The following is a 13,250-nucleotide window of genomic DNA, read 5'->3' as shown; positions in this document are numbered from 1 at the left end:
CTCTTGGAAAAATTATTGCTAGAATGATGTCGTGAGGAATCTCTCTTCGGGAGCGGGAAAAATGATTACGGTAAACAGTATTGGTGGCGGTACCTTGTCGGCGGCAGTGGCCGTGGAGAAGTCGCAGGGCACCCAGCAGGTCGCGCCGGCGCAGGCGCGTTCGGATGATGACGGCGGCGCCTCGATGGCTGCCTACCTGTCACTGCCAGGGTTTAATGCCGCCAGTGCTGTCGAGACCAGCAACGACACCTCCACCGACGCGCAAGCCGATGGCGGCCAGGCCGCCGCGCTGCAAGCCGTATCGGACTCGGCTGACGATGGTCTGAAACAGGCGCTCAAGGATTTCGACGACGCCCTCAAAAGCCTGTCGCAGCGTCCCGAAACCCAGGTGTTTCGCGCCAGGTTCGGCAGCGAGCCGCTCGCTGAAGACAGCCTGCCGCCACCGGCGCCGCTGCCTGGAATGGACGAGAACGGCTTGCTGCGGATGCCGGGCCGCGACAGCATGTCGGCCGACGCCGACCACGATGGCAAGGTCAGCGAGGAAGAGCTGCGCCGCTACCAGGAACCGCTGACTTACCGTATCGCCGCCGGCGCCGGCCGCCTCGATGCACTGGCCGATGGCCCATCGGCGTTCTCGCTGGTGGAAGCCAACCGCGCGTATGGCGTGGTGTCCGCCGCTGCTGCCGCCGCCTGATCGGCGTGGTTTCGTGAAAACGGGTTTTGCCTGCGCGGCAAAGCCCGTTTTTTTTTCGCCGACCGTCGTGACAATTGAACACCGGCGACGAAAAAAATGCGAATATGTTATCTGATGTTCACCTTTTTCGAGACAGCAGGCTGCGGAGCATGACCTCTCCCGTTCCCTGCAATACGGGAGCCGGTTAATGGATACAAGGTATGTGCGTTGGCGCCTGCAGGCTGCGCTGCTTGCCGTGGTTGCCGGCCTCGGCGGTTGCGCGGTCGGCCCCGATTTCAACACCCCGGCCGCGCCGACCGCGGACAGCGCCACTTATACCCCCGACCCCTTGCCGGCGCAGACAGCATCGAGCCCAGGGGCTGCCGGTGGCGCCCAGCGCTTTGTCACCGGCATGGATATTCCGGCGCAGTGGTGGTCGGTGTTCCGCTCGCCCGCGCTCGACCAGCTGCTGCGCAATGCGCTGGCGCAAAATCCCGACATGGCCGCAGCCGAGGCGGCGCTGCGCCAGGTGCGCGAAAACTACAACGCCCAGGCGGGCCAGCTGGTGTACCCGGCCGTCAACGGCGCGCTTGGCGCCGGGCGCCAGAAAACCCAGGTGGCCACGCCCGCCGGCAGCCAGGCGACCGTGCTCAATCTGTACAACGCCTCGGTCAACGTCTCGTACACGCCCGACGTGTTCGGCGCCACCCGGCGCACGCTGGAAGGCGCGCAGGCAGCGGTGGACTACCAGCGCTACCAGGTGGAAGCGACCTACCTGGCGCTGTCGGCCAACGTGGTCACGGCCGCCATCCAGGAAGCCTCGCTGCGCGCGCAGTTGCAGGCCACGCGCGACGTGCTCGAGGCGCTTACCCGCCAGCAGAGCGTGATCGAAAAGCAGTTCGAGTACGGCGCCATCGCGCGTACCCAGGTGCTCAGCCAGCGCAACCTGGTGGCGCAAACGGCTGCCACCGTGGCGCCGCTGGAAAAAGCGCTGGCGCAAACCCGGCATTTGCTGTCCACCCTGGCCGGCAGGCTGCCGGGGGAGACCGGCATGCCAGAATTTACGCTGGCATCGCTCACGTTGCCGGAACAACTGCCGGTGTCGCTGCCATCGGCGCTGGTGCGCCAGCGGCCCGACATCCGCGCCAGCGAAGAGCTGCTGCGCCGGGCCAGCGCCGACATCGGCGTGACCACTGCCGCGCTGTACCCGCAGTTCACCCTGAACGGCAGTTACGGTTCGGCCTCGCCTGCCTTCAGCAAGCTGTTCGAGGGCGACAACGCCATCTGGAGTCTTACTGCCGGCCTTACCGCGCCCATCTTCAACGGCGGCGCGCTGCGCGCCCGCAAGCGTGCGTCCGAAGCGGCCTACGATGTCGCGGCGGCGCAGTACCGCGCCACCTTGCTCACCGCGTTCCAGAACGTGGCCGATACCCTGCGCGCGCTCGAATGGGATGCCGCCGCGCTCACCGCGCAAGCCGAGTCCGAGGCGCTGGCGGCGGAAACCCTGGCGCTGTCCGAAGAGCAGTACAAGCTCGGCGCCATCAGCTACCTGTCGCTGCTCGACGCCCAGCGCGTGTTCCAGCAGGCGCATATCAGCCTGGTGCAGGCGCAGGCGGCCCGCTATGCCGATACGGCGGCGCTGTTCCAGGCGCTGGGCGGCGGCTGGTGGAACCGCGCCGACGGCGTGCCGGCCGCCACGCCGGTCTCCACCATGCAGTCCATCAGTCGGAATCCCTAGTACACCTCTATTGCAGGAGAGAGTTTCATGACCAAGCGTATGCTCATCATGGTTGGCTGCGTGATCTTGCTGGTCGCCGCGCTGGCGTTCGGTAAATATCTGCAGATACAAAAACTGATCGCCAGCGCGCCCAAGCCCGGTGCGCAAACGGTCACCGCGATCAAGGTCACGGCGTCAGAATGGCAACCACAGATCAGCGCGGTGGGCACGCTGGCGCCGGTGCGCGGCGTGGATGTCACCACCGAGATCGCCGGCCTGGTACGCAAGGTCAACTTCAAGTCCGGCGACGAGGTGAAGGCCGGCCAGGTGCTGTTCGAACTCAATGCCGAATCGGACCTGGCGCAGCTGCGCTCGTTGCAGGCGGCGGCCGACCTGGCCGCCACCACGCTCCAGCGCGACAAGCTGCAGCTGGCGGCGCAGGCCATCAGCCAGGCGCAGGTGGACAACGACGAGGCCGAGCTGAAAAGCCGGCAGGCTCTGGCCGCCCAGCAGCAGGCGCTGGTCAACAAGAAAACCATCCGCGCGCCGTTCGCCGGCAAGCTCGGCATCACCGCCGTCAATCCAGGCCAGTACCTCAATCCCGGCGACACGCTGGTCACGCTGCAAACCATCGATACGGTTTATGTCGATTTCTACGTCCCGCAAAAGCAGGTGGCCGAACTGTCGGTGGGCCAGAAGCTCAAGCTCACCAGCGACGGTTATCCGGGCGTGTCGTTCGACGCCAAGGTGACCGCCATCAGCCCGAAGGTGGATGCAGCCACGCGCAACGTGCAGGTGCAGGCCACGGTACCGAACCAGAAGCGCCAGCTGTTGCCGGGTATGTTCGCCAACGTCAGCCTGGAGCAGGGCGCACTGAAAAAATACCTGACCCTGCCGCAGACGGCGATTACCTACAACCCTTACGGCTCCACGGTGTTCGTGCTCGCGCCTGCGGTTGTTAAAGAACCGGGCAAGGACGCACCCAGGGATGACAAGGGCAATGCGCAGCTGATCGCCCAGCAGGTTTTTGTGACCACCGGTCCCACGCGCGGCGACCAGGTGGCGGTATTGACGGGCGTGAAGGAAGGCCAGACCGTGGTCACCAGCGGCCAGCTGAAACTGAAGAACGGCACCCCGGCGGTGATCAACAACCGCGTGCAGCCGGCCAATAGCCCGAACCCCACGCCGCAGGAACAGTGAGGACGCGCGCGCCATGAACTTTACCGACATCTTCATAAAACGGCCGGTGCTGGCCACCGTGGTCAGCCTGCTGATCGTGGTGCTGGGCCTGCGCTCGTTGTTCAGCCTCCCGGTCAACCAGTATCCGAAAACGCAGAACGCGGTGGTCACCATCTCCACCACCTACTACGGGGCTGACGCGGCCACGGTCGCCGGCTTCATCACCCAGCCGCTGGAAGCGGCCATCGCCCAGGCGCAGGGGATCGACTACCTGTCGTCGTCGTCCAACAGCGGCGTCTCGACCATCACGGCCACGCTGCAGCTGAACTACGATTCGAACAGGGCGCTGACCGAGATCACCACGCAGGTCAATTCGGTGCGCAACCAGTTGCCCGCGCAGGCGCAGCAGCCGGTGATGAGCGTGCAGATGGGGCAGACCACCGACGCCATGTACATGGGCTTTTACAGCGACACGCTGCCCACCAATAACGTCACCGACTACCTGGCGCGGGTAGTCAAACCCAAGCTCGATTCGATCGACGGCGTGCAAACCGCAGAGCTGCTGGGCGCGCGCCAGTTCGCCCTGCGCGCCTGGCTCGACGCCGACAAGATGGCGGCCCACGGCGTCACCGCCGCCGAGGTCAGTGCCGCGCTGGCGGCCAATAACTACCTGGCCGGGCTGGGCGCGTCCAAGGGCCAGATGGTGACGGTGCCGCTCACCGCTGGCACCGACCTGCACACGGTGGAGGAATTCAAGGCGCTGGCCGTGCGCCAGAGTAATGGCGCCATCGTGCGCCTGGAAGATATCGCCAACGTCACGCTGGGGTCCGAGAACTACGATTTCAATGTCGCCTTCAGCGGCGTGCGCTCGGTCTTTGTCGGCATCAAGGTGGCCCCCGACGCCAACATCCTCGACGTGGCCGAGCGGGTGCGCAAGGTATTCCCGTCCGTCCGCGAGCAGCTGCCGGCCGGGCTTACCGGTGAAATCGTCTACGACTCCACCGAGTTCATCAACACGTCCATCGTCGAGGTGGTCCATACGCTGGTCGAAGCGCTGATCATCGTCACGGTGGTAATTTACCTGTTCCTGGGCAGCCTGCGCGCGGTGATCGTGCCGGTGATCGCCATGCCGCTGTCCCTGATCGGCACCTTCTTCGTGATGCTGATGTTCGGCTATTCGATCAACCTGCTCACGCTGCTGGCGATCGTGCTGGCGATCGGACTGGTGGTCGATGACGCCATCATCGTGGTGGAAAACGTCGACCGCCACATGAAGGAGGGCATGAAGCCGTACGACGCTGCGATCCAGGCCGCGCGCGAACTCGGCAGCCCGATCCTGGCCATGACCGTGGTGCTCATTGCGGTGTACGTGCCGATCGGCTTCCAGGGCGGCTTGACCGGGGCGCTGTTTACCGAGTTCGCCTTCACCCTGGCCGGCGCGGTGGCGGTGTCGGGCATCGTCGCGCTCACGCTCTCGCCCATGATGTGCGCCAAGTTCTTCAACGAGCACCAGGACGAGGGCAAGTTCGTCAAGTTCATCGACCGCACCTTCGCCAGGGTCCACGACGGCTACCTGCGCGTGCTGCATCGCCTGCTGGAAACCTGGGCGGTGCTGATCGTGCTGGGCGTAATTCTCACCGGCCTGCTGGGCGTGATGTTCGCCATGTCGCAGTCCGAACTGGCGCCCGAGGAAGACCAGGGCATCGTGCTGGCGCAGGTGGTGGGGGCGCCCACCGCCACGTCGGACCAGATGCAGGCGTATGCGAAAGAGATTTTCGAGATCTCCAAATCGCTGCCCGAGTACGACCAGATGTTCCAGATTACCGGTGTGCCCACCACCAATGCCGGCATTGGCGGCGTGCTGTTCAAGCCGTGGGACAAGCGCAGTCGCTCGGCGCAGGAGATCCAGCAGGAGCTGCAACAGCGCTGGGGCAACGTCGCAGGCGGCCGGGTGGCGGCGTTCCAGTTCCCGGCGCTGCCGGGCAGCTCGGGCCTGCCGGTGCAGTTCGTGATCACCACCACGGAGCCGTTCGAGAACCTCAACACGGTGGCGCAGGCGGTGCTCGACAAGGCCACCAAGGAAGGCAAATTCTATTTCGCCGACGTCGATCTGAAAATCGATTCGCCGCAGGCCAAGGTGGACGTGGACCGCGACAAGCTGGCCACGCTGGGCCTCACGCAACAGGACTTCGGCAACGCCATGGCGGCGGCGCTGGGCGGCGGCTACGTCAACTACTTTTCGATTGCCGGGCGCTCGTACAAGGTGATTCCGCAGGTGCGCCAGGTGGACCGCCTGAATCCTTCCGATGTGCTCAACTTCCACATCAAGACGCCATCGGGCGCGATGATCCCGGCCAGCACCGTGGCCAGCATCTCTTACAGCGTGCAGCCGGAATCTGTCACGCGCTTCCAGCAGCTGAACTCCGCGACCATTTCCGGCGTGTCCGGCGCCTCGCAGGGCGAGATCCTCGAGTACCTGCGCAATGCCGTGGCCGAGGTGGCGCCGTCTGGCTACACCATCGACTATGCCGGTTCGTCGCGCCAGTTCATGAACGAGTCGGGCGGCTTCGGTCTGACCATGGGCTTTGCCGTGATCATCGTGTTCCTGGCGTTGGCCGCACAGTTCGAAAGCTTCCGCGACCCGATCGTGATATTGTTCTCGGTGCCGATGGCGCTGTTCGGCGCGATGATGTTCATCTTCCTCGGCTTCGCCTCGATCAACATCTATACCCAGGTGGGGCTGGTGACCTTGATGGGACTGATCTCCAAGCACGGCATCCTGATCGTGGAGGTGGCCAACCACCTGCGCGAGGCCGGCAAGAGCAAGCGCGAGGCGATCGAGGAAGCCGCCGCCACGCGGTTGCGGCCCATTTTGATGACCACCGCGGCGATGGTGTTCGGCGTGGTGCCTTTGGTGATCGCCTCCGGCGCCGGCGCGGCGGGGCGCCATGCGATGGGACTGGTGATCTTTACCGGCCTGTCGATCGGCACCTTGTTTACCTTGTTCGTGGTGCCGGCGATGTATATGTTCCTGGCCGGTGAGCACAAGGCGGCAGGCACCGTTGAACACGCACCGGCATAGCACGGCGACCGTAAATAGAATAAAGAGACAAGCAGTGCCGATACCAGAGTCGAGAAACAGCAAGGACAGCCCGTTTGCGTGGCTGTCGGACCGTCGCGAGCGCAGCAAGGAAGAGATCATCCTGATGATCATGTGCGCGCTGAGCATCCCCAGCATTTTGCCGTTCGGCCTGTACCGGCTGTGGCAGGGCGCCTGGCTGTCGGCGGTGGTGGACCTGGCGCTGGTGCTGGCCATGTCGCTGGTGATCGTGCACGTGTGGCACACGGGCCGCTACAAGCTGGCCAGCCTGGGCGTCACGCTGTTTTACTCGGCCGGCATGCTGGCGACCATCTACCTGCGCGGCATGCCGCTGGTGTACTGGGCGTATCCCACCATGATCGCGGCGTTCTTCATGCTGCGGCCCAGGGTGGCGCTGGGGATCAACAGTGTCTCGCTGCTGGTGCTGGTGGCCATGCTGCTGCCGCAGATGGAAGTGCTCAACCTGCTTACGGTGGTGGTCACCATTTCGCTGGTCAACCTGTTCGCCTACATTTTCTCGTACCGCACCGGCCTGCAGAACCGCGAGCTGCACATCGAGGCGGAGCGCGACTTCCTCACCGGCGCGGGCAACCGCCGCGCCTTCGACAGCAAGCTGATCAGCTACGCGGCCGAGCGCCGTCCGCAGCCGGAAGCCTGCCTGCTGCTGCTCGACCTCGACCACTTCAAGCAGGTCAACGACCAGCATGGCCACCCGGCTGGCGACCAGGTGCTGCGCCGCCTGTGCGACGTGCTGCGCCACCACACCCGCGTGACCGACGAAATTTTCCGCTACGGCGGCGAGGAATTCGCCATCATCGCCAACGGCGCCAGCCTGCGCGCCGCCGGCAAACTGGCCGAAACGCTGCGCAGTGCGGTGGCCACCGCGCCCTTGCTCGATGGCCACCCGATCACCGCCTCGATCGGCGTGGCGCCGATGCCGCGTGGCGGCCTGGCGTCGGAATGGCTGGAGCAGGCGGACAAGATGCTGTACGCTGCCAAGGAGGGTGGACGTAATATGGTGCGCCTGGCGGGGGCGATGGAGGAGCGTCAGTGAGGCGTCTGGCCATATTGGCGCTGCTGGTGTGACTTGCTCTTATGCGACAGACGTCGCATAATGACTCTTCCTGTCGCAAACCGGAGTCCGCGTGTCCACTTTTCGTTTCGCCATTGTTGCCATTCTCGCACCGCTCATGATGTCATCGATGGCGGCGCCTGTCGTTCAGCGGGACGGCCAACCCTACCAACTGGGCAATACCTCGGTCACCACCATCCGCGCCAAGTCGTTGAACCGCGATTACCAGGTGTTCGTCAGCCTGCCCGCCGGTTACGCCGACACCGGCCCGCCCTTGCCGGTGGTGTTCGTGACCGATGCCGATTACGCCTTCCCGCTGGTGCGCGCCATCGCCGCCCGCGTGGGCAGCGACAAAAAATCGATCGCCCCGTTCATCCTGGTGGGATTGTCGTATGCAGTGGGCGATACGCCGGAATACAGCCGCCGCCGTGACTACACGCCGACGCCGCGGCCAACTGATGGCTTGAGTTCCGATATGCCGGGACGACCGGTATTGTTCGGTGAAGCCGAAGCTTATCGGCGGTTTCTTGCCAGCGACGTCTTGCCGCTGATCGCCGCACGCTATCGGGCCGACATGACGCGCACGACGTTCGTCGGCCATTCGTATGGTGGTTTGCTCGGCGCGCATATCGTATTGACCAGCCCGAGCATGTTCAGCAAATACGTCATCAGCAGCCCATCGCTGTGGTATGACGATGACGTGATGTTCAGCCGCCAGAAAAAATTCGTCGCGTCCAATAGCGACCTCATCGCAGACATATTCTTTTCGGTCGGCGCGCTGGAGTCGGCAGGCGATGCCGACATGGTGGCGGACCTGAAAAAATTCGACCGGGCCTTCAAGGCCCGCCGCTACCCGCACTTGACCACGCAACTCCACGTGTGGAACGGCCGCGATCACCTCGATGTATTTCCGGACATGATTACGGCAGCGTTGAAATGGGCGGTGCCCGCCACGCTTGTCAAACATTGACCGACTGAAATAAATATGAGAGGCTGACCGTCCCCAAAGGAGGCTGCATTGACATTCAACCCGCTGGACCTGGAAAGTTTGCGCATTGGCGTGATCCAAAGCGAGCCGACGCTGCTCGAGAACGCGGTGCGCGCGGTTCTGATCCATTATTTCTATCATGTGTCGAACAAGGCCATGGTGGAAGTGGTGCCGGTCGTGCCCGGCGGCGCAACCGCACTGAACCTGATGAGCCCTGCGCTGTTTCGTGGGCGCGGCCGGATACGCTTGTCCGGCACTACCGTGCTGGGGGTGGCGCAATCACCGGGCGCCTACGCCAGTAGCTACCTGGAGGCGCGCAACGAGGCTTCACTGATCGAGATCGGTGCATGCACGACGTTGAATAACCGCGCTTCGATCCTGTCGGAGGGAGCGGGCATCCATATCGGCGAGCGCTGCATGATCGGCCAGGAAGTGCTGATCACCGACTCGAATTTCCACGAACTGGCGGTGGCGCGGCGGGCCATGAACGACCAGCGCCCGCGAGCGGTGCACATCGGCAACGACGTGTTCATTGGCGCCCGCGTCACGATACTCAAGGGCTGCCGCGTGGGCGACGGCAGTGTGCTCGCGGCAGGCAGCGTGCTGCCGCCGGGCTTCGAGGCGCCGCCGTTGTCCATCGTCGCCGGCAATCCGGCGCGCGTGGTGGGGCAGGTGGAGACCGGCACGTAGCCATTCATAGCTGAGCGGCGGCGCTTGTCAGTCCGACTCCTCGTCCGGATCAAGGTCCGGCACCACATTCGATTGAACCACAGGCGCCGGCATCGCATCGACCTGCTTGACCACCGCCGCCAGCAACGCCTGCGGCCGGTACTGCAACGCCCGTGGCGTCAATCCCAGCCGCACCACCACCAGCTGGCGCGACGGCACGATGGCGATCGACTGGCCGTCGTGACCCTGCATCCAGTATGTGTCTGCCGGCAGGCCGTACGGACCGTCGGCGTTCTGTCCCGACGACGGTCCCTGGCGCCACACCAGCCCCTGGCCGTACTGGCCGCCGGACGCCGGCGCCACCGCCTGCATCGACGCGACAAACCCCGCCGGTAAAATCCGCTTGCCTTGCCAGACGCCGTCCTGCAGCAGGAACTGGCCGAAGCGCGCCCAGTCCTGGGTGCTGGCGTACATATAGCTCGAACCGACCAGCGTGCCGCGCGCGTCGGCTTCGATGATGGCGCTGCTCATGCCCAGCGGTGCAAACAGCTGGTCGTGCGGCAGGGCCAGCACGCCGACCGCCGTGGGACCGGTCATCGGCTTGACCGGCATGTTGGGGCCCGCTGCCGCGCGCTGCCAGACGCGCGACAAGAGCACCGTGCTGCCGCTCGAATAATTCCACACCGTGCCCGGCGCGTGCGCCAGTGGCTGTGCGGCGGCGTAGGCCGCCATGTCCGGCTCCAGGTACAGCATGCGCGTCACATCGGAGACGTCGCCGTAGGATTCATTGAACTGCAGGCCGCTGGTCATCGACATCAGTTGCGCGACCGTGATCTGTGCGCGCGGGTCGGCATGTTCGGGCCAGAAGCCTTTGCGGTCCGGCGCCAGGTTGCCTCTGGCGATCTCGATGCCGACCAGCGCCGCACTGACGGTCTTGGTCATCGACCAGCCCAGGAGCGGCGTGGCAACACCGAAGCCGGCGCCGTAGCGCTGCGCCACCAGCCGGCCGCGATGGATCACCACCAGGCCGCGCATGCCGGGTCCGGCCAGCGCGTCGTCGTTGACGGCCGCCTGCAATGCCGGCACGGTCTCCGTCATCGAGCCGGTGGGCCAGGGCACGTTGGGGGACGCGCTCCAGATGCGCAGCGGCGGATATTGATATTGGTTGGCCTGCGCCAGGTCGCCATCCGGCACGGCAGCACAGCCGGTGCCGGGACGGTACACGGCCAGGCCCTTGCCCAGGATGCCGAGGAAGTCGGCGTGGACGGTCTTGTGTTGTTGGTCCACCCGCACCCGCAGGTATTTGAGCAGAGGATGGCCGGGCGCCTGCACGTCGGCGGCCAGCACGGATTGCGGATCGCGATGGGCGATGAAGACATTGGAGCAAACCATCTTGGCGCCGTAACTGGCGCCCACGCGCAGCAGCTCGGGCGGACGGCCGACGAGGGTGAGGGCGCCACCGGCGGCTACCACCAGCAGGGCGCCGGTGGCGATGACCAGGCGGGAGACCAGCTTATTCGGCATAGAGCAACATGCAGGCAACTTTCGAGTCAACTTTCACGAGCAAATCGACTCGATTATGCCTGCATCATCCTGCGAGCACAACGGCCACGCGTGCGCGCATGGGCTCTTAAAAACTGGTCGACAGCCCCGCATACAGCGAGCGGCGGGCGCCGTGCTGCGGCGCGCCCACGCCCACGCCGGAGCCGTCGCGCAGCAGGTACGATTTGTCGAACAAGTTGATCACCGCGATGCGGCCCTCGATGTCGCCGGCGCCGGTCTGTTTCCAGTTGTGCGTGAACGCCAGGTTGACCGTGGTGTACGACGGCAGGTGGCCCGAATTCGGCGCGGCGCCGTCCGGCGTGGTGCGCAGGCCGCTGCCGTACAGGAAGTCGCTGCTGACCTGCGAATCGCCCCAGTGGTAATGGGCGCCGCCCGATACCGTGTAGGTCTGGTCGTGATCGACGTAGATGTAGTGGTTGCTGATGTACGCCAGTTCGTCCACGCCAAACAGCGACTGGCCCGAGACGATATTCTGCGCCTTGGCCCGCTGCGTGGTCAGGTTGAGGAAGCCGCCCCAGTGGGCCTGGCTGTAAATCGCCGACAGTTCCACGCCCTTCGCAAAGCCGCGCTCATAGTTGAACGGCGACAGGATCAGCGCCTGGCCGAACTGGCCTTCGTCGAGCATGTTGTGGATCTTCTTGTAGTAGGCGTCTGCGGTGACGGTCAGCTGGCCGTTCACCTTGTGGCTCACGCCCACGTCGAAGTAGTTGGTGCGCTCGGCGCGCACGTTGTCCGACACGCCCACTGCCGGCGCATTGGTGGTGCCGGCATACTTGTCGATGCTCTCCTGCGCGGCCAGTTCCTGCGGCGGCGGCGTGAAGTAGCGCGAGTAGCCGGCGTGCAGCGCGGTGTCCTTGCCCACCTGCCAGGCCAGGTTTGCGCGCGGGCTCCATTGCTGCTCGTTGATGAAGGCCTGCACCTTGTCGTAGCGGATGCCGTAGTTCAGCGTGAGCGGGGCGGCGATGTGCCATTCGTCCTGCACGTACACGCTGCCCAACTTGCCGGTCTGGCGGCTGTTGTCGACGATGGTGCGCGGGTCGCTCGATGCCTGGGTGCCGTCATCGTTGGTGTCGAAGACTGCAACCGAATTGTCGCTGTGGGTGTTCTGGCGCGTGTACGCCAGGCCGGCGCGCAGCGTGTGTTCGGGATTGAGCTTGTAGCTGGTGTCGAATTGCGCGCCGCTGGCCGAATTGGAACGCAGCGTATTGGAACCGACGCCGTTGTAAATCAGGTCGCCCAGCGCATCGGGCGTGTAGTGCAGTTCCGAGTACTGGTGGAAGGCCGACACCTGGTAATTGAGGTCGCCCAGGCTTTTTTGCAGCGACAGTACCACGAAGCGGTTCACTTCGCGCTGCTTCTGGTCCAGCTGCGACGACGGCGCGTTGGTGGTGCCGGCGCCGGCATCGCTCTGGCCGGTGAGCGAGAATGCGGGCGCCTGGTCCGGGTTGTTCGGAATCTGGAAGCGGCCGTTATAGGTGCCGAACATCAGGCCCAGGCGGGTCTGGTCGTCGAGGAAGTACGACAGCGCGCCGAACGACTTGGTTTGCTGGGTATGGTTGTGCAGGGCGTCGCGCGTGGGCAGCGGATTTTCGATGCCCATGTCGTTGCGTACATAGCTGCCCGACAGGTAGTAATTGAAGGCGCCCTGGGTGCCGAAGAATTCCGCGCTCGGCGCGTAGTAGTTGTTGGTGCCGGCCAGTACGCCGATGCGCCCGCCCGGCTGGGTGGTGCCTTCCTTGGTCTGGATGTCGACGATGCCGGCCGTGCGCAGGCCGAATTGCGCCGGCAACGCGCCGGTAATGAAGTCGGTTTGCTGGACGAAACGGGTGTCGATCGACTGGCCGAAGCCGCTGATACTTTCCGGCAGCTGCACGCCGTTGACGCGGTACTGGACGTTGGCATGGTCGTCGCGCACGTGGATGGAACCGGACGCCTTGGAGTCCTGGCTCACGCCGGGCAGGCGCAGCAGCACTTCGTTGAACGGCGTGTTGTCGCCCTGGCCCAGCTGGTCGATCATGTGGCGGTCGATCGAATACACGGTGGTGCCCACGTTGGGCGACAGGTCGATGCGGGCGCTCTTCAGGTGGGCGGCGGTGACCTCCACTTGCTGCATCGGCTTGTCGGTGCTGGTGTCCGCATCTTCGGCGTGGGAGTGGGTGGTGTAGAAAGCGGCGGCCAGCAGCAGTGGCAGGGCGCGCAGTTTAGGGGCGTGTTGCATGTTCTATCCTTGGGTATTGGCGAGTTGGAACCCCGCAAACACGTGGGGTCGGACCCCGTACGGGGTCAGAC

General features: G+C 64.8%; 9 protein-coding genes. 7 read left to right on the top strand and 2 right to left on the bottom strand.

Annotation, left to right across the window (positions count from 1 at the left end):
* The first annotated feature begins 61 nt into the window (after positions 1-61).
* From J2X54_RS09865 to J2X54_RS09835, 7 genes are all read left to right on the top strand, one after another.
* On the top strand, positions 62-694 hold the full coding sequence (locus tag J2X54_RS09865; RefSeq protein WP_070247410.1) for a hypothetical protein: 633 nt from the start codon (positions 62-64) through the stop codon (positions 692-694).
* 187 nt (positions 695-881) lie between these two features.
* On the top strand, positions 882-2,411 hold the full coding sequence (locus tag J2X54_RS09860; protein WP_310180159.1) for an efflux transporter outer membrane subunit: 1,530 nt from the start codon (positions 882-884) through the stop codon (positions 2,409-2,411).
* A gap of 27 nt (positions 2,412-2,438) precedes the next feature.
* Positions 2,439-3,590, top strand: coding sequence for an efflux RND transporter periplasmic adaptor subunit (locus tag J2X54_RS09855; RefSeq protein WP_310180158.1), 1,152 nt, complete (start codon positions 2,439-2,441; stop codon positions 3,588-3,590).
* Positions 3,591-3,603: 13 nt separating this feature from the next.
* Complete coding sequence (locus J2X54_RS09850) at positions 3,604-6,651, top strand: efflux RND transporter permease subunit (protein WP_310180156.1); 3,048 nt, start codon at positions 3,604-3,606, stop codon at positions 6,649-6,651.
* Between the two features lie 34 nt (positions 6,652-6,685).
* Entirely contained in the window at positions 6,686-7,723 is a 1,038-nt protein-coding gene (locus tag J2X54_RS09845) for a GGDEF domain-containing protein (RefSeq protein ID WP_310180155.1), read from the top strand.
* A gap of 91 nt (positions 7,724-7,814) precedes the next feature.
* A complete protein-coding gene (locus tag J2X54_RS09840) occupies positions 7,815-8,711 on the top strand; it encodes an alpha/beta hydrolase-fold protein (protein WP_310180152.1) in 897 nt (298 codons plus the stop codon).
* A 48-nt stretch (positions 8,712-8,759) separates the two neighbouring features.
* Positions 8,760-9,419: an acyltransferase gene (locus J2X54_RS09835; protein WP_310180149.1), complete on the top strand. Its 660-nt coding sequence runs from the start codon at positions 8,760-8,762 to the stop codon at positions 9,417-9,419.
* Between the two features lie 27 nt (positions 9,420-9,446).
* Here J2X54_RS09835 and J2X54_RS09830 read toward each other — a convergent pair whose 3' ends face one another.
* Both J2X54_RS09830 and J2X54_RS09825 read right to left on the bottom strand, forming a co-directional pair.
* The gene (locus J2X54_RS09830; RefSeq protein ID WP_310180147.1) at positions 9,447-10,922 is read right to left on the bottom strand and encodes a serine hydrolase; all 1,476 of its coding nucleotides are present in this window, start codon (positions 10,920-10,922) and stop codon (positions 9,447-9,449) included.
* 106 nt (positions 10,923-11,028) lie between these two features.
* A complete protein-coding gene (locus J2X54_RS09825; RefSeq protein ID WP_310180145.1) occupies positions 11,029-13,179 on the bottom strand; it encodes a TonB-dependent receptor domain-containing protein in 2,151 nt (716 codons plus the stop codon).
* Between the last annotated feature and the right edge of the window lie 71 nt (positions 13,180-13,250).

Source organism: Duganella sp. 3397 (assembly GCF_031456625.1).
GTDB lineage: Bacteria > Pseudomonadota > Gammaproteobacteria > Burkholderiales > Burkholderiaceae_D > Rugamonas > Rugamonas phyllosphaerae.
Note: the sequence above shows the minus strand (reverse complement) of the source record. Positions and strands in the feature narration are given on the sequence as shown.

Excerpts from the sequence above, each read along its gene's own strand:
- J2X54_RS09865 (WP_070247410.1), top strand. The coding sequence starts at position 62 with ATGATTACGGTAAACAGTATTGGTGGCGGTACCTTGTCGGCGGCAGTG.
- J2X54_RS09860 (WP_310180159.1), top strand. The coding sequence starts at position 882 with ATGGATACAAGGTATGTGCGTTGGCGCCTGCAGGCTGCGCTGCTTGCC.
- J2X54_RS09855 (WP_310180158.1), top strand. The coding sequence starts at position 2,439 with ATGACCAAGCGTATGCTCATCATGGTTGGCTGCGTGATCTTGCTGGTC.
- J2X54_RS09850 (WP_310180156.1), top strand. The coding sequence starts at position 3,604 with ATGAACTTTACCGACATCTTCATAAAACGGCCGGTGCTGGCCACCGTG.
- J2X54_RS09830 (WP_310180147.1), bottom strand. The coding sequence starts at position 10,922 with ATGCCGAATAAGCTGGTCTCCCGCCTGGTCATCGCCACCGGCGCCCTG.
- J2X54_RS09825 (WP_310180145.1), bottom strand. The coding sequence starts at position 13,179 with ATGCAACACGCCCCTAAACTGCGCGCCCTGCCACTGCTGCTGGCCGCC.